Genomic DNA, 18,312 nt, shown 5'->3' on the forward strand with positions numbered 1-18,312 from the left:
CATTCGCGCAACTCGCATCGCTAGTTGGCGTTGCCGTTTTCAACCCGAGGGAATTCGCCCCCTCACCCAGACGACGGCTGAACGCCGCGTCTGACCTCTCCCCCAACGAAGTTGAGGGAGAGGTGGCAAAAGCTGCTTCGTGTCCTCGACCTGCAACCCCAAAGATTGAACAGCCCAGCACAGTCCTGCGACTGCCAACAAGACGATCAACGTCGATTGCCGATGCCGTGGCATGACCCAACGAAATTCGCGTTTGCGAATGAGTGGAACGAGACGTCGATCTCAGTGGGTGGCTCATCGGGACCACTGCGTGCAATCAGTATGGCGGCGAAACCGCCGGAAAGAATTGGCCGTCGGCGGAGAACGGACACCGTTTCAATACGGAAATCTGGGTTTGATTGCCACATCGATCGTGTTTCACGCCGCTGAGAGCATCAAAACGGCGAAGCCAGGCAAAATACAGCAACTCGTAACGTCCACGTGGACGCATTAGACTTCCACGTTCCGTTCTCTTTTTCCGATCAGGAACTTCCGATGGCAATCCGACGTTTAATTCGAAGCGCTCTTTCCTCGCCAGGCATTTGTGGCCAGTTGGCAATCCGAATGCTGTTACTCGGAACTTTGCTGGTCTGCGGCAACGTGGTCGCAGAAGACTGGCCTCAGTGGCGAGGCACAGACCGCGATGGCGACTGGACCGAGACCGGGATTGTGACGGAGCTGCCTGAAGGCCAACTTCCATTGAAATGGTCGGTTGAAATCGGTTCAGGCTACAGCGGACCAACCGTGGCTGACGGACGCGTGTATGTCACCGATCGTCAAACAGAACCGGATGAAATCGAGCGAGTGTTGTGCTTCGCTGAAACAGATGGCAGTCTGATCTGGGAACAGTCTTACGCGGCGGCCTACGAAATCGGCTATCGAGCCGGTCCACGTGCAAGTGTTACCATCCATGATGGAAAGGCATTGGCGGTGGGCGCGATGGGTCACTTTCATTGCTTTGATGCTGCCAATGGAGACGTCCTTTGGAAACATGATCTCCATCAGGAATACGATATCGACATGCCGGCTTGGGGCATTACAGGTGCACCACTCGTGTTTGTCGGCGCCGCTGATCAACCAATCGTGATCCAGATCGTCGGTGGCTCGGATGGTGCGTGTGTGGTTGGCTTCGACTTGGCAACCGGCAAAGAAGTGTGGCGTTCGCTCGATGAACGTGCCTGCTATTCCGCTCCGATCCTCATCCAACAAGGCGGCAAATATGTCGTCGTTTGCTGGACGGGAGACAGCATCAGCGGTTTATCGCCCTCGACCGGCGATGTGTTTTGGAGCATTCCGTTCCCTCCTTCTCGCATGCCGATCGGAGTCGCCACGCCCGTTGTTGATGACAACCTTTTGTTTGTGACTTCGTTCTACGATGGTTCCATGATGGTCGAGTTGTCCGCGACGGAACCAACCGCGACAAAGAAGTGGCATCGCGTTGGGATCGACGAAAAGAACACGCGAGCATTGCAATCGATCATCAGCACACCGGTCATGCGAGACGGATACGTCTACGGTGTCGACAGCTATGGTGAACTGCGATGTCTCGATGCAGAAACCGGCGAACGAGTATGGGAAGACACCACCGCGGTTCCGCGAAACCGCTGGGGCACGATTCACACGGTCGTCCATCAACAAGCGGGCTCGCAAACGGATTGGATGTTCAACGATCAAGGTCGACTAACGATCGCACATTTGACTCCGGAAGGTTATCAACCGCTCAGCCAAACTCACTTGCTTGATACAACCACCATTCAATTGCCACGCCGTAACGGCGTCACCTGGTCTCACCCCGCATACGCGAACCGCTGCATCTACGCTCGAAATGACAAGCAATTGGTGTGCGCATCCTTGGAAGAATGAACGCTGAATAGGAACCGGCACTCGTTGGTCCACTTGTGTTCAAATGCGATTGGGATAGGGTTGCCTTCGTAGGGGGCCCCACATTTTGTCGGGATTCGCCCAGGCCACTTTTCCAGGATCAAATTGATGTTCACGAAGCTCACCCAACTATTGCTTGCCGTCTTGTTCGTTGCTGTTTTGAGCGGATGCGAAAAAGGCTCGGACACAGCAGCCGGAATCGCTGACCAAGCCAAAGCGGGCGTTGATTCCGCCGCTGGTTCCGCCAAAGAAAAGACGACAGACATGGTTCCTGAAGCCGCCAAAGAAACCGTTGACGGTGCTATCGACCAAGGTGGCGAAAAAGCCAAAGAAGGTATCGACGCAGCTGCCGGCACCGCCGAGTAGTCAAATGGACTCACGATGAGTCCGATCGACCTGAATTTCATCACGGAGCCAGACTGCCAGCGATTTCAATTCGCGGCAATTCGGCTCCGTTTTTTCATTCACACTCTTACGAACGTCCCCACGATCAAGAGCAAACAAGGGGTCTGGAATCAGCCGGGGCCAGACGGACAATGGATGACATCTCGGTCTGCCGAGAGCATTGGTGAATTTCTCATGCCCCAGGATCGTTTCGTGGCCTCCGATTCCATTGCCAGCCGCGTGCAACAACTCGTCGCCGAAATCAATCGCCACAACCGTCTGTACTACGACGATGCGGCGCCCGAGATCACCGACTTGCAATACGATCAGTTGCTGGCCGAACTCACGCAACTCGAAAACGAACACCCGGACCTCCGCCAACCTGATTCGCCGACGCAATTGGTCGGCGGCGACGTTGTCGACCAGTTGGTTCAGGTTCCGCACCGCGTCCCCATGTTGTCGATCGACAACACCTACAGCCGCGAAGAATTAGCGGCGGCGATGGAACGAATCGAGAAATCGCTCGAAGGCGAATCGGTTGCTTGGACGATGGAATACAAAATCGACGGCGTCGCCGGTTCGATTCGCTACGAAAACGGCGAGCTCACACTGGCACTCACACGAGGCAACGGGCAGGTCGGCGACGACATCACGCACAACGTTCGCACCATCCGTGAGTTACCACGATCGATCGCCGACGCCGCGCGTGCTCATCCAGAAATCGCGAGCGGTAACGTCCCCGAGGTCCTCGAAGTGCGCGGCGAACTGTACATGACCGACGCGGACCTAGCCGATCTCAATGTCCGCCAAACCGAAGCCGGTCACGAACCGTTCAAGAATACCCGCAACGTCACGGCGGGAACGATTCGCCTGCTCGATCCCAAAATCGCAGCCTCCCGCAACATCCGCTTCTTCTGCCATGGCAGCGGCGAATTGGTTGGTGTTCAAGCAACCGATCACATGACGTTTCTGCAGCATGTCGAGACACTTGGCATCCCGATCGCCCCCGATGTCGTACGCTTTAAAAACAAAGAAGACGCACTTCAAGCGATCGCGAAACTCGAACTGGAAATGCCCGATCTGCCATTCGAGATCGATGGCATCGTGTTCAAAGTCGACTCCTTCGAGCAACGCGAAAAATTGGGTGTGCGCAGCAAAAGCCCACGTTGGGTGATCGCCTATAAGTTTGAACGCTATGAAGCCATCACCACGCTCGAAGCGATCGATGTCCAAGTCGGCAAGACGGGCACAATCACGCCGGTGGCTTACCTCACTCCCGTCGACATCGCGGACACCACCGTTTCACGAGCCTCCCTGCACAACGCCGACGAGATCGAACGGTTGGATGTTCGCGTCGGCGACACCGTGGTCGTCGAGAAGGCCGGCAAGATCATTCCCAAGGTCGTGCGAGTCGAGAAGCACGCTCGCACCAAACCACTTCCAAAGTTCGAGTTCCCAACTCACTGCCCACAGTGCGATGAATTACTGACGCGCGACGAAGGCGGCGTCTACATCCGCTGCACCAACCCCGCCTGTCCCGCTCAACTTCGTCAACGATTGGTTTACTTCGGCAGTCGAACCGGAATGGACATCGATGGTCTGGGCGAAGAAGTCGTCGACCTGCTGCTGCAAAAAGAGTTGGTCGAAAACTACGCCGACCTCTACCGATTGGATGTGGATGAACTCGCCGAGTTGACTTGGCCGCGACTGAGAAAGGGCAAGGGAGACGAGATGATCGAGGTCCAGTTCGGCCGCAAGAACGCCGAAAACCTGGTCTCTGGTATCAACGAAAGCCGCACCCGCGGGTTGGCTCGCGTGCTGTCATCGATCAGCATCCGGCACATCGGACCACGAGTCGCGAAGCTTATCACGGCGAAGTTTTGGAATCTCGATTTGCTACGCTCAGCAAAGGCGGAAGACCTGGCGGCGATCCATGAAATCGGCGATCGAATCGCTGAAAGCCTTGTCAAATTCATCCATAGCGAATCGGGTTCCCACACGCTGAGTGACTTGGACGCGGTGGGCGTCACCATGTCCGAGCCGGAACCGGTCGAAACACCTGACGACGAAGCAAACCTGCCACTGGCGGGCAAAAACATTGTCGCGACCGGGACGCTGCAGCACTACACTCGCGACGAAATCAAAGCCCGCATCGAAGAGCTCGGCGGACGTGCGGCGAGCAGCGTGAGCAAGAAAACCGATTTTCTAATCGCCGGTGAGAAGGCGGGCAGCAAACTCACAAAAGCCGAATCGCTAGGCGTCGAAATCCTCAGCGAAGATGACTTTCGATCGCGGTACGAAACCGAGGCGAAGTGATCACGCCCCGTCGGGTTCTTCGTCTGATTTCGGTGGTAACTTGCCGCCGTTTTCCTTTGCCACAATCATCGCTTCTTCCAAGTCTCGCACCAATTTTGGATTGATGTGTTTGGTCAGCATTTCACGTGTCACACTGAACATCTCATCCACCTTGCGTTGCTGGTTGGCATTTTTGCCAATCGCTTTGATGAACTCAGACTGGCGTTTACCCATGTCATTGGCGAGGCGTTCGTTGGTCGGTTGATTCCGCAACACTTCCAACAATTCTTCGGCCGGTTCTAGATCGCCGCGTTCGAGTCGCATCATGATTCGAGCTTTGAATAATTCGCGAATTGCAAGCAGGTCGATGATCGAGTTTTGCACGCCACGAATGTACGACTCCGCTTGCAAACGCATGTCGTCACCACCGAGATCCGCAATCATTTTTTCATGGTGACCGGGGACCATCGGCAATCGAGCCAATACGGCGCCGCCGTTTTTCACGTACAGCAATCGTAGAGGTTGTTCGTCGTTTGGCTCGACATTCAAGCGACCATTCCAGTCGGTACGACCAATGAATGTCATGCTCTTGCCTTCGAGTTCCTTTTCGTAGATCTCGTATCCAATCAGCGGCTGATTTGGGTCACCCTTGGCATGCAATCGCAACAGTGTCTCATCTTTTCGCGGTCGAATACGAAGCCCGACTCGGTGGGTACGCGCGTTCTTGCGACCCTGCAATCCACCCGCTCGACCCGCATGGAAATCCATTTTGACGCGGCGTCCGTCCAACTCTTTGGTAAGCAAGTAGGCCCAGTCGAGCGGTCCAATCGATATCGGACTGCCGTTGCGATCATCTTTGCGAACCATCGGCACCAACACGTCGCCCACGTTGACGAGTGCCGGTGAATTCTTGTCGGTTACCAATCCCGATGCTCGCACCAACCCGACTGCATTGTTCTTTCCCGCATCATCGATCCGGGCCACGGGAGCGAAGACATCTCGCAAGGTTGCGCCGACTACTTCGGGCAATAGATTGAAACTGGAAACGGTGGCTTGTGAGGTGTCGCCGAAATACCGCATCAGAGTATCGAACTCGACGCTTTCGACTTTCATCGGCGTGGTGGCCGTTCGAATGCGAACGATAAAGATCTTGTCATAGGCTTCCGCCGCATCAATGACTTGACCGGTGATTGGCGGAACGATGATCTTGGCTTCTGGTTCGGTCAGAGTTTCCGCCATCCCGCGAGAGACCAAGATCGCCTCAGTGTCTTCTTTCGCCCACGCATCCTTCAGTGAGACGGCATCGCCTTCGATCGCATGCAGAATTCTCAGCCACGCGTTCTTGGGAGAATCTGGATCCCCCGCCAATCGCGAGCGAACCTCTTCCATGCGGCCCGTCGTGGTCAGAATACTCGATGCATAACGCCCCACATCGCCAGCGAAACGGATTCGGACCGCATCGTCGTGCGATCTCTTGACCGCGATCACCGGGTCGGTGGCGGCCAACGTGTCAAAGTCAACTTCGGACAGAACACGCAGCGCCATGGAGGCGACGGATGTGGGTGCGTCTTCGATCGTCGTTCGCCACACCGCATGGAAATCGCGATCGAGGACTTTTTGCAGATCATCTCGCATCGTGTCGGCGGAAACACGCGGTGAATCCGATGCGACCCAGATCAAAGTTTTGTAGGGAGCAAAGTCGAACGGCGGTGGCTCATCAGGCTCGACCTCGGGTTCGGCATCCACATTCGCTGCTGGATCTGCTTGGGCGGCAGCATCGGCATTCGTCTCTTGCCCACGTGCAGGTGCAAACGGTCCCAGCGTGAAAATCAAGGCGAACAGACCAGCCGCATATCGATGTAGCGGACCGGGACCAGTAAACAGTGTTGTGATACTCATTGACTCAACCGCCATTTTTCAGCGTTCTGATACAGCGACACGATGTCAGAGCCCACACCCAACAGGTCTCGACTGTAGGCGTAAGAATCGACCAATTGCCACAACGGCAGCACAGGCAGTTCGTGGTGAGCGATCGCGTGCAAATCTAACAATCGGTCTCGAGCATCCCGCCAGTTCTTCGACTCTTCCAAACGTCGCAAACCAAGTCCGACCAATTGGTCGGTGCTGCCAGCCATGCCTTCGGGACCGAGCACGCGACGAGCGTCAATGATCGGCTCCCAAACCGCGGCCGATACATAAGCAATGTCGGCGGTCCCCGGATCCGGGAACGCGCGACCGACGGGCAACTCAACCAACTCGATTTCCAATCCCAACAATTGCCATTGGCTACGAATGGCTTCGCAAGCAATTCGAGAAAGGTTTTCTGGTGGAAACGCCAAGCGGATCGGCTTTAGCTCGGGTGGCTTTTCCTTTTTCCGTGACGCCTCGGATTCCATTTGCTTGGCCGTCATCGTCATCAAGAGCTTCGCCAAACGAGGCTCGTAATTACGCGGTGCAATGGATTGATCATAGGCGTAACCAAGCGGGTCATTGTCTTCGAGTCCCGCGGGAAATGGCCCCGATAAAACACGACATCCTGGGACTTCTAAACTCTCCAGCAACTCACCATTCAAGATGTCTTCCCGGTTGGTCCCATACACCAACGCACGCCGGAATGTCTTGTCGGCGAGGTACTCATGGTCGCTGCATGGAACCAGCATGTGCACGCTGGGGAGTGGATAGTTGACGACACGAACCTTTCGATTGCTAGACAACCGCACGGCATCGGCGGGGAACAATTGGTCCAGCACATCGACTTCGCCTTGCAACAATTTGCTCACGCCGTCGGCTGCGGACTCGGTTCGAATCTCAACAATTTCGCGTGGCTGCAATTCGGTGCGAGGCTCTCCTTTGAGTACATACCGCACCACGTCGCCTTCGACGACATCGCGGCGATAATCGCCGGTGGGCGAACCGGGCTCGCCACCGAACCAGGATCCATCGACGGTGACTTGAATCAATGCCGACGGAAGCACATTGGGTCGCCGCAAGATGCAATCGATTCGCTTGGGACCGTCTAGCCCAATCGCTTGAACCGCGGCGGCCCAAGGCGAGAAGTAAGTCGGCGATTCTGATTTGACGCGATCCGCCAAAACATCAGCGAGGTAAAAACCATCGACTTGGTTGAGAGGTTCCGGCAATCGCTCAGGTTCCAAGAACATCGAGAACCGTTGACGGTCAGGACTCTGTTCCGTGTCGCCGAAAATGAACTCATACTCGCCCCCCTCGGGACCGGCTCCCTGCATTTCGAACAACACGCGGTACAAGAGGCGTCCCGCACGACGAGCAGCCCAATTGTCCAAACGAGTTGGGTCCAACACGGTCGCGGTTTGCAAAACCCCGACGTTTACCAACGGATAGATCTGGTCGACTTTGCGAACCAGTTCCGTGCCGCCCTCAATGTCAGGTTTAAGGAAGATGCTCTCACGCGAAAACTTGCGTGCTTCCCGGTATTTCTTGGCTTCTAACGCCGCTAAAGCCTGGTCGCGTTTATCTTCCGCCATCGATAGGAATCGAGCGTTCCATTTCTTGATCGATGACAAATCCTGGCCGCGATATTCCTTTTCCAATCGCGCGAGCAACTGCTGTCCTAACTCCAACTTTCCGTCGCTGACGAGTTGATCCATCAGCTGATCCGTCAACGCGCCAATGGCGGTCAAAACCGTTTGCGTCTTGTACTCTGGTGCATAGCGACGCAGTTCTTCCAACATCGCCAGTGACGCACCGTACTCACCATTCTTTGCTCGTCGTGCCGCGTCCCGCCACAGGAACTCCGTCCGAAGCTGTCTCAAACCGGGGCGAGCCGGGTAGTCACGAATCAGCACCGACAGGAACGGGTAAGCACCGACGAAGTCACCGGCCTTGATTCGTTCTGCTGTTTCCCTCTCGAGACGTTTTTCCCAGAAATCGATGTTCTCAATGTCGGTCCACTTCGCAACAAATTCTTGTTGCTCGACGCCGACAATGCTGAACTTCAGCGAACCAGTCGGCGAAGCTGGGATCTCACGCCTGGGCAGATCCAACAATCGAGTCTTGACCCAACCTCCACCGGACTTCTCGGTGAAGTAAATCAGGTCATGCGGCTCTTCCTGCAGCAATTCCAAACCAGGAGCTTCCGGGCGACCGGACTCGGCATAGTTCAGCAATTGGGCGTGCGCACCGGAAGTGCCCACAACGAAAAGAACCGCAACCAGAAAAGCGTTCTGAGCGATGCATGGAAAGCAGCGAGGTCGTCGAAAATGCAACACGTTGGAATTCATCAAGGACTGAAATTGCATGGATCAGGCGTCACCGGGAATGTTCGTGATGTAAACGACACCTTCCGTGCCCGGGACCAGCAACTTGTCGCCAACAGGCAACGGGCCGGCCGACAGAGGTTGGCCCAGAAGAGTTGTGCCAACCACGTTGCCGGAGGCGGGATCAACCGCGGTCAACCAACCATCTTTGCCGGTCAGAACCCAGCGACCACCGGTCGAAACAACCTGATCAACCAACAAACCGCCTTCTGGCATTTGCGTTTGGAAGAGAGGTTCACCCGAAGCACTGAAGCCTCGCAATGTCTGGTCGTCAGTGATCAACAGTGCGATCTCTCCACCGGATTCCGACGAAGCAGCGATGGGTCCCCAAACGATCCGTCCGTCCAAGACCTTCTTGAACGTTTGTTCGAGCCCCGTTTGGTCGTGTCCGACCAAGTAGTCCGATGCAGGACCACTGACACTGCCGAGCAAGCTCGATTCAATGCCCGCCACGGTGCCCAAGAAAGGCGACTCCAAGTCAACGCTCGACAACTCTCGGATCTGGTCGCCGACTCGCAATCGATAAAGCTTATTCCGACTGTCTGCGATCAACACTTGATCCGGGTCAGCGGCACTTTTGATTGGGTTGGTCCACTGAACTGTGGCGGTTGGATCGCTGGCTGGTTGAAACGGAGCCCCTTTGACACGTCCGGTTTGCCAATCCATCAGCACAGCACGTCCGGTATCAAGCGGCAAGAACAAACCACCGCCGCTGAATGTTGCCACGCCGGTTGGCTTGGGCCCCGTCAACTGGAACGTCACCTTGCGAAGCTTTTCACTTCGACGAGTGGGGTCGTAGATCAACGCTTCACCCTTCTGAGATTGATTCAGCAGCATGCGTCGAACTTCATCAACCACAATGGGGTCTTGGAAACTCATCGAGATTCCATTCGCTCCTGGGTTTTCAATTGGACCCTGCGTTGATCCCGCCGAGAGCGAATCAGCCGTCAACTCGAATAAAGCACCTTGGCTGGTCACCGCATGAAAGCCGCTTTCGGGAGCACGCGTGATCATCGCGATCGGGGTTCCGACATCAGTTCGCCACAATTCGCGTCCCGTCTTAGGTTCGGCCGCCGTCACGCGAATCGCGGAGGTGCCTTTCAACACGCGAGCGTGAACGAGAACATCGTCGAGCGACAATGGTTGGCCGATGAAGGTGTCACCTTCGTTTTTGCCCCAATCGTAAACAACTCGCCCCGTGTTGATTTGCAATTCGTAGCGACCGATGCGTTTGCCGGTGATCCACATTTGACTGCGACCGACCGCCATGCGAGTCAGCGTGGGTTTGTCATACGCGGCAACCTGTTGAGCGATCAGCGAGACCTGATCTTTTTCAGATGTTGGCTCAATGTCGTACACCGCGACTTGGCCACGATCGGTCAACACGATCAATCGACGGTTTTGAACAATCGGTGGAACGACAACATTGCCATCCAAGCGGAACGGACTCTGAGCGACCTGGATGTTCTCGCCGTTCTCATCGACTTTCAGAACGTGAACTTGAGCGTAGTCGCTGCCGGCGTTTTCGATCACAAACACATGGCCGAGCAATGACACAGGAGCGACCGCAATCGTTCCTTCGTCGTGTTCGAGATACAAGCTTTCGATGCACTTGCCATCGCGTGCGTTGAGCACATACAGGTTGCTGTGGCTGCCGGGGATATAAACTCGATTCAGCGTGTCATCCAGTCCGGCGGGCGTCGACAATTCCTGCGACAAATCCGTCGACCATTTGACGTCTCCGGAGTCCGAATCCAACGACACCAGCGTGCCAGAATCCATGGTCACCAAGATGGAATCGCGTCCCGAAACGGGTTCGACAAATGGCTCGCCAAACTTTGCACGCCATTCGACTTCGCCGTCTTCTCCGCGGCAGCGACGAATTTCGTCGTTGGCCATATCAGATAAAAGCACCGCGGTGCCATCGTCCAATCGCAACGGCGTGTAGTCTTCGCCTTGCCCGGTGTAATCTCGCCATAGCAAACGACCGTCGTCGACCGCGAATGCCAGCACCGATCCACCGGCACGCAGGAAAAAGACTTCTTCTTCCACGCCCGGAATGGAATCGCCCTGACGTGTCGTCAGAACAATGGACTTCACTGCAGCGTCGCTGGCTGGTTCGTTCGTGATCTTTGGAGTCTTTGCCGATGGCTTGACCAACGTCTGCTGAATGTCGCTCGCTTCTTCGATCAATGTCACCAAACGCGGGTCTTTGGCCAGCTCGGGAAAGTCGCGAAGCAACGAATCGCGTTCGTCGTAAGCTTCCTTCGTCTTCTTCTCCGCCAATGCGGATTGCATGGCCGCTTCGGTCGCATCCAAGCGAACGTTGCGATCGATTTCGCGTTTGACGCGGTTGCGTGCTTCACTCAATTGCAACAAGCGACCCGACAACGTCGTCTTCATTGTCGACAACATGTAGTTCGGGTTGTCGATCAACGTTTGCTGCTCATCGAGTCGCTCGAGCAGCCGCCGTTTCTCTTCGGTTTCTTTCGCCGCCTCGGCTTCTCTTGCAATGTTCTCTGCGACATCGACGAGGAAACCGGCCAGGTTGCCACGCTCATCATTCATTGCCTCTTCATCGATGATCGTCGGCAGCTTTTCCTTTGCCATTTCCAACCCGGCAACCGGGTCAGTCATTTGCTCGGCACGAAACAATTCGCACATCGTGATTCGTGTTCGGGCCAGCGAGGAGTATTGGCTGTTCTGGCCAAACTGGTCGAGGTAAGCGATGTAGGCGTCTTGAGCAGGTTGATAGCTTTGGCTGTCGTATTGCTTGTTCGCCAACGCAATGAACTCGTCCGCGTTGCCTTTCGACAGCACAAACCAAAGCACACCGCCAGCGATGATCAAGAATCCGATGATTCCCAAGTAGCCATAAATTTTGAACGAGTCCCACGTGGACTTGGTCTCTGGCTTCTTCACTCGAGCAGACGGGCGACCGCGAGCCGGCGCGCCGTCCATCGCATCGCCCATGACTTCCGCCTCGGCGACCACTTCAACAGGTTCCGCCTCGATGGCTTCGACTTCCACCGGATTGTCACCAAATGGGTCGTCATCTTCGATAACGGCTTCGGCAACCTCTTCGTCGTCGATCAATTGCGCCGTCAGATCTTCTTCGCCTTCGACCACTTCCGCAGCTTCGGAATCATACGATTCGCTGCGTAGTTCACCGATCAGCTTGGTCGCTTGGAATCGTGTCAGTTGCCCATTGTCGACCAACAACTTGGCCACCGCTTCGGGCGTCACGCGTGAGCCGCCTTGAGACATTTGTTCTCGCAACGCCTCAATGATCTCTTGGTCCAAGAGACCCCGCCGTTCCAGTTGGTCAATCAGTTCGTTTGCAAGCATGTTGATGAATGTGAAACCGCCGACCATCGAGCCGGTGGGTTCTGTTGGTGGATAGAAAAGACAAGAGGCAAGGAATCACAACTGCTGACGTGGGGACATTGTCAGCGTGCGATGAGGGGGACGAGCGTCTAGAAAAGAATCAGTCAAAACCGTCGACTTCCGTGACTTGCAAGGCAGCAAAGCCGGCAATCGTTCCAGCGTCCATGCCATCGACCAGAAACTGTAGCTTGGCATTTTCGTGAACCTTGATGTTCAGCTGCATGCCGTCGCGATTGTCGCCCACCGCCTCTTTCAGGGCGGTGATCAAGTTCTGCTTGCCAGGCGTTTCTCTTTCCCATTCAGGAGCAAGAACAAGGAAGCCACCGTTCTCGTCGATCTCGAGTTCGACCGGGTCTTTTTCGTCGGTTGGATCAGGATCGGGATTGGAACTTGGCAATTCGGATTGCTGGCGAGGCATCTGGATCGATTTCTGCAACGAAAAGCTCGCCGTGACCATGAAGAAGATCAGCAGCAAGAACGTCACATCGACCATCGGAGTCATGTCCAGCTCACCGTCGTCGCGCTTTTTTCGCGGCGGCAAGGCATCGTCGTCATCGTCATCCAAACTGAACGCGGCGGGCTGGACCGAGTCAGCTGCCGCAGCGACATCACCCATCGCGGCGTGAGCTTTGGAAGCAGCACTTCCGACAGCTGCCAACTCAGGCTCCGCATCCACAACCGGCTCCGCTGAGACAGCTTCGACCGCCACTGGTTCGGCCTCGATTGGCTCAGCTTCCACCGGTTCGGCTTCCACGACCGCGGGCGCCTCCGGGATCGTGATGGGTGAGTCACAACCTGGGCACCGAATTTTTCGTCCGCCCAAGCGTTCGTTCACGAGACGTGACTCACCGCAGGAAGGGCACTCAAATTGGATTGACATGTTTGTCACTCAAAACGGATGCGGGTTAGGAACGAATGAAAAAGGTACCTGACACCTTTTTCTGACTCGTTGCTTACTGTTCTTTGACGGCGATGTAAGTGAATTCCAAATCTTGAAACGCATCACCAACGATCTTCTGAACTCTGGTGACCTCGGACACCTTCACCTCCGCGTCCCCGAGCAACATCACTTGGTTCTTGTTTGTTCCGATGGACTTTTCTAATTCACCAGTAAGATATTCAACGATCTCGCTGGTCGCGGTCTCTTCGTCTTTGCTGAATTCGCTGCCGTCGTAGCGACGCAGAATCGCGGGTGAATCACCGCCGGCGGGTTCGATGAAAATGACGGCCGAATCCTTCGCCGAAATGGCCAAACCGTTCGTGGCTTCCGGAATCTTCCCCGTTTGCGTCGGATCCATTTTGGACGCAACCACAAAGAAGATCAGCAGCAGGAACGTGATGTCGATCATCGGAGTGATGTCCATCTCCTCCTCAGGACGCTTCTTGCGAGGCATCGCTGGTTCGTCGTCATCATCATCGTCGTCAATGAAGCCTTGACTCATCATCGCACTCCAGCAGCAATCGCTTCGGCGTTAGCGGAGGCACCGTTCTTGGTTGCCGCCCCTTGTGACTTTGCCAAACCAACCTTGAAGGCTTCGAAGAATCGCTGGAGACCGGATCCCAACAAGTCTTCCATTTTCGCGATTCGAATCATCACGGTGGCAACCAACAGCATCAGCGGAATCGCGATCGCCAATCCGCTGGCCGTTGTCACCAGGGCAACTTGAATATCGCCGGCCAGCGCGGAAGGTTCGACTTGCTCGGCCGTTGCCAGCGTCTTAAACGCCCCCATCATCCCGAACACCGTCCCGAACAACCCGATCATGGGAGCACTCTTGATGACCGTGCTGACCCAGCTGAGCCGATATTCCAGATCGCTCATCACGTCGCGCTGAAAACGGTCCATCATGATTTGCTTGGCTCGTTTGAATCCTTCGTCGCGATTGACGACGGCCATATCGATCATTTGTGGAATCGCACGCACGTCTCCATCGCAGTATTCGTGCACGCCTTCGTAGTCGCCCGCACGCAACATCTGCTCGACGTCATCCATGAATGCGTCTTGTTGTTCTTCCGTCTTAAATCGTTTTTGGCCGACGCGAGTCCAGACGATCACGATCTGATACAGCCCCCAAAGCGCAACGGCCGCAAGAGCCAGATACGTTGAGTTGGAGATAATTTCGTACAGCGAAGTTTCAGCGAGCAACAACGTTTTGTCCTAAGTACTTTCAGAGTGATACGGTTGTTTGTTTGGATTCGGTTGGGCGTCCCGCTGAGGAGACAACTTGGTTTGGTGCCAGCCCGCTTTGCCTCGCGTTCTGGACTTGGTTGGGTGAGGTTTCCATCAGGCTGGTATTGGTCGTGCGACCGGATCGGAGCCGAAAAAAATTCCCCGGGGGTGAAGACGACAAGGTCGCCGCACCCCATTGTGGTCACCCGTTTGGAAATTTCACGTCATTTGCCTTTACGGTACCGTTGATCCACGACTTCGAATTGGTACCCGCTTCCGCTGGCGGTGCTTTGAAAGATCGTTTTCGCGATCGAAACAACGCTTGGATGCCCCTTTTCTTTGGCGTATTCGAGCTCGATGTAGGCCAGTTCGTTTTCGAGTTCTTGCGGGATGAACTTCAACATCTGCCGACCGGTGACGTTGATTCCGGCCTGAGTCAGCAACGTTCGGTCGAACTGCATCAGAGGGCTGGGTGTCGTCCACATGAAGTACAGACGTTTTTCTGATTCACTGTCATCGACGTGCCGCGATTTTGGTTTGCTCGCCAAATTGCTGGCGTAGTCGACTCCCTGTACGGAACCGCCGATCGCTCCGAGCTCAATTTTGTAGTAATCCAACTGACTGGCGTACGGCTTCAGCCCCTTGGCCGAAAAGTTCAATTGCCAACGTTCGAATCGCGGAATGATGTCTTCGCCTTCACCCTCCGGCCCCGGTGGACGGCTGTCACCCTTTCCCGAGCCCGCGGTGCTGGCCGTGGCACTCGTGTTCATGGTGTCCAGAGCACCGGCGACGCTGCTGACCGCATCGGTCACCGCCTCAATCGTGTCCTGCAGAGTGGGCTCCATCAGCTCCTCGACTTCTTCCGCTCCCGGCGGTTCAAAGTCGCGTTCGAAACCTTCGGCGTTGTCGGCACGACCGGCCGCATTTTCCTCGATCGGTGGGAATGACTTGACTCTTTCCGGCATTCGCATCGTCAGCCAGACGATGAACAGCATCAGAACAAAGGCACCGATAAACAAAATCAGCGACATGAACAGCGAAGTCACCACGTCGAACTTGCTGGTCCGCAAACGTTCACGTTCTTCCAATCGCTGCTTCTGAATCTCGGTCATGCCATCCGTGCTGGCAGACCCCGCCCCTTGCGACGCACCGTCATTGCTCGTGATATTTGATTTTTCGTCGATCTGTGGTTCGTCGATCACGTTCTGATCGGAAGAAGCCATGTATCAATCCTTGAGCAAGGAACGACCAATTCGTTGGCCAGGAAAAGTGTTTTGAAGAGTCCGATTGACGAGACGCACCATGATAGCGTACTTTTAGCACGCGTTGAATGAAAACTTCGCAGATGTCGCATCGAGGTTGGCAAAGAACCACCCCTCTCGACTATGCTCGTTTGATTCAAAAAGGTTAGATAGCTCAGTTGGTAGAGCACGGCCCTGAAAAGGCCGGTGTCGGCGGTTCGAGCCCGCCTCTAACCACTCCCATCTTTCTTGCCTTTCGTCGCCGGAAACACCCGACCGACGAAAGAGCCTCTGATTCGCGGCCGATCGCCGCATCGAGCCAAACAAGCGGCCGGAACCTCTTCGGATCAGCGTGTGCTCAAATCGGCTTTCGCCTGGCCACCTGCCGCCGCCGAAAAAAATTCGGCGGCGAACTCTTACCGGCAACCCAAGCGGGCTATTTCCGGCCAATGGCTTCCAAGTAGGCGTTCAGTTCCTGACGAACCTTGGGGAACAGCAGGAACAGCCCGATCATGTTGGGAAATACCATCGCGAAAATCATCGCGTCGGAGAACTCGATGACTGACCCCAGCGAAACCGCTGCTCCGATCACCACGACCAAGCAAAACAGCAATTTGTAGGACAAGTCAGCAGCGGTGCTGCGTCCGAACAAATACTTCCACGACTGCAGACCGTAGTAGGACCATGAAATCATCGTTGAAAACGCAAACAAGATGATCGCGATCGTCAGCAAGTAGCGGAATCCGGGCAACACACTGTCAAACGCGGCCGAGGTCAAATCCACCCCGCCCATTCGAGCACCATCGATCAACACAGTGCTGGTTGCCGAGTCGACTTGCCCCCATGCGAACGAATTGTCCGCGTTGAAAAGGACGATCACGATCGCGGTCATTGTGCAGATCACGACCGTATCGATGAACGGCTCCAGCAACGCAACGATTCCTTCGGAAGCGGGAAAACGCGTCTTCACGGCCGAGTGAGCGATGGCGGCGGAACCCGCTCCGGCTTCGTTCGAAAACGCAGCTCGACGGAAACCTTGCACCATCACACCCAGCAAACCACCAAAGCCAGCCTCCAACGAGAACGCACCTGAAACGACCTGCCCAATCGCCCAAGGCACGCTTTGAATGTGCATCAAAATGATCCCGAGAGCGGCAATCACGTACATCAATGCCATCAGCGGCACGACCTTCTCCGTGACTTTCGCGATTCGCTTGATGCCACCGATGATCACAATCGCGACCAAAACAGCCATCACCAAACCGATGATCGTCCCTGATGACCCCGTGTCAGGAAGCCCCAACAAGGACTTGATTTGCTGAGCGGCTTGGTTGGACTGAAACGCGTTGCCTCCGCCAAACGATCCACCCACGCAGAAAATCGCGAAGAGCACACCCAAGACTTTTCCAACGGGCGCCAACCCACGCTCGGCCAGGCCTTTCTTGAGGTAATACATCGGCCCGCCGTGAACCACGCCGTTGGCATCCACATCGCGGTACTTCACACCCAAGGTGCATTCAACAAACTTGGTCGACATACCAAGCAAACCGCAGACAACCATCCAAAACGTTGCCCCGGGACCGCCAGCGGCAACCGCGACGGCGACCCCAGCAATGTTGCCCAAACCAACCGTTCCCGAAACCGCGGTCGCGAGAGCCTGGAAGTGTGAAACCTCACCTTCGCCCTCGTCGCGAATGGTGTCGACCAAGTCACCGTCGACCTCCATGACCTCGACTCCCTTCGGAATGTCTTGGCCTTGTTTCTCTATTTCGTCGAACTTCCCGCTGACCACCTCGATGGCCAAAGGAAATAACCTCAAGTTGACGAACCCAAATGCGATCGTGAAGAACAACGCTCCACCGACCAGCAAGATCAGCACCAACGGCAGCGGCCCAACGCCAGGCAGCTCCACGCTGAAGAAAACAACCGACCCCCAGGCGTCAGCGACTGGCCTGAATAACTTATCGACCTGCTGGTCCAACCCCAACGCCGGTTCCTCAGCGGATGCCTCAGCAACCGGCTCCTCCGTCACCTCCAACTGAGCCACTTCTTCTTGCGCGAATGCAGCCACTCCCCCCGTCCCGAAAAGGACAACAACCAAGGTGGCGATTCTTAGCAAGCTGAAACGAGCGAGCTTTGACAACAACATGAAGACTCCTGTACGAAGGACTGATTCGAACCAAAATGAAGGGGAGATGGGCCATAGGATAGTGAATCCTTCGCAAACGCGTCGGGGGTTTGTCACCAGGGATGTGCCAAGAAACACTCGAAAGCGGCTGAACTCGCAAAAAAGTAGCCTTAAGTGACAAAACTCTGCATTCTGAACGTCGTCGGACTGACTCCAAAACTGCTTCGTCACGCACCCAACCTGGCTGCAATGGGAAATCACCGGCCTTGGACCAGCCCGGTCCCGGCGGTGACTTGCACCAGCCAAGCGACGATGCTGACCGGATTGGCCCCGCGAGACCATGGCATCGTCGGCAACGGGTGGCTGTATCGCGACACCCAGGAAATCCGCTTTTGGCAGCAAGCCCGCACGCTGGTTCAAGGCGACGTTTTTTACGACCGCTACGAAACCGCCAAAATGTTTTGGTGGTTCAACCAATCCACCACAGCCAAG

12 protein-coding genes and 1 tRNA gene are annotated in these 18,312 nt (G+C 55.5%); 5 read left to right on the forward strand and 8 right to left on the reverse strand.

The genetic code is table 11. The annotated features are described in order from the left end of the window. Positions 1–534: 534 nt before the first annotated feature. The 3 genes from RE6C_RS05190 (at position 535) to ligA (ending at position 4,620) form a co-directional block, all read left to right on the forward strand. Positions 535–1,902: a PQQ-binding-like beta-propeller repeat protein gene (locus tag RE6C_RS05190; protein ID WP_039961249.1), complete on the forward strand. Its 1,368-nt coding sequence runs from the start codon at positions 535–537 to the stop codon at positions 1,900–1,902. 126 nt (positions 1,903–2,028) lie between these two features. Further along, the gene (locus RE6C_RS05195; RefSeq protein ID WP_008654525.1) at positions 2,029–2,286 is read left to right on the forward strand and encodes a hypothetical protein; all 258 of its coding nucleotides are present in this window, start codon (positions 2,029–2,031) and stop codon (positions 2,284–2,286) included. Between the two features lie 15 nt (positions 2,287–2,301). Next, complete coding sequence (ligA, locus tag RE6C_RS05200; protein WP_008654526.1) at positions 2,302–4,620, forward strand: NAD-dependent DNA ligase LigA; 2,319 nt, start codon at positions 2,302–2,304, stop codon at positions 4,618–4,620. Here the strand turns inward: ligA and RE6C_RS05205 are convergent, their stop codons facing one another. The 7 genes from RE6C_RS05205 to RE6C_RS05240 all read right to left on the reverse strand — a co-directional run bounded on the left by RE6C_RS05205 (position 4,621) and on the right by RE6C_RS05240 (position 15,674). Next, positions 4,621–6,513, reverse strand: a complete 1,893-nt coding sequence (locus tag RE6C_RS05205) for a hypothetical protein (protein WP_039961250.1) — start codon at positions 6,511–6,513, stop codon at positions 4,621–4,623. After that, a complete protein-coding gene (locus RE6C_RS05210; RefSeq protein ID WP_236617956.1) occupies positions 6,495–8,858 on the reverse strand; it encodes an ABC transporter substrate-binding protein in 2,364 nt (787 codons plus the stop codon). Before RE6C_RS05210 ends, RE6C_RS05205 begins: the two co-directional genes overlap by 19 nt. Before the next feature lie 21 nt (positions 8,859–8,879). Beyond that, a complete protein-coding gene (locus RE6C_RS05215; RefSeq protein WP_008654530.1) occupies positions 8,880–12,269 on the reverse strand; it encodes an outer membrane protein assembly factor BamB family protein in 3,390 nt (1,129 codons plus the stop codon). A gap of 112 nt (positions 12,270–12,381) precedes the next feature. Next, entirely contained in the window at positions 12,382–13,116 is a 735-nt protein-coding gene (locus RE6C_RS05220; RefSeq protein WP_008654531.1) for an ExbD/TolR family protein, read from the reverse strand. 118 nt (positions 13,117–13,234) lie between these two features. Beyond that, complete coding sequence (locus tag RE6C_RS05225) at positions 13,235–13,723, reverse strand: ExbD/TolR family protein (RefSeq protein WP_008671209.1); 489 nt, start codon at positions 13,721–13,723, stop codon at positions 13,235–13,237. Beyond that, positions 13,723–14,430, reverse strand: a complete 708-nt coding sequence (locus RE6C_RS05230; protein ID WP_007335005.1) for a MotA/TolQ/ExbB proton channel family protein — start codon at positions 14,428–14,430, stop codon at positions 13,723–13,725. The genes RE6C_RS05225 and RE6C_RS05230 overlap by 1 nt, the downstream gene beginning before the upstream one ends. Positions 14,431–14,675: 245 nt before the next feature. Continuing rightward, positions 14,676–15,674, reverse strand: a complete 999-nt coding sequence (locus RE6C_RS05240) for a hypothetical protein (protein ID WP_008654533.1) — start codon at positions 15,672–15,674, stop codon at positions 14,676–14,678. 182 nt (positions 15,675–15,856) lie between these two features. Here RE6C_RS05240 and RE6C_RS05245 point away from each other — a divergent pair. After that, positions 15,857–15,929: transfer RNA gene (locus tag RE6C_RS05245), tRNA-Phe, on the forward strand. A gap of 199 nt (positions 15,930–16,128) precedes the next feature. On the opposite strand, the gene RE6C_RS05250 is transcribed toward RE6C_RS05245, so the two are convergent. Continuing rightward, positions 16,129–17,841 carry an alanine/glycine:cation symporter family protein gene (locus tag RE6C_RS05250; RefSeq protein ID WP_008654534.1) on the reverse strand — a complete coding sequence of 571 codons (1,713 nt, stop codon included), beginning with the start codon at positions 17,839–17,841 and terminating at the stop codon, positions 16,129–16,131. 153 nt (positions 17,842–17,994) lie between these two features. Here RE6C_RS05250 and RE6C_RS05255 point away from each other — a divergent pair. Further along, the coding region (locus RE6C_RS05255; RefSeq protein WP_039961254.1) for an alkaline phosphatase family protein at positions 17,995–18,312 on the forward strand (318 nt) is incomplete at its 3' end.

Origin of the sequence: Rhodopirellula europaea 6C (assembly GCF_000338295.1) — a bacterium.
In the GTDB taxonomy this organism is placed as follows: Bacteria; Planctomycetota; Planctomycetia; order Pirellulales; family Pirellulaceae; genus Rhodopirellula; species Rhodopirellula europaea.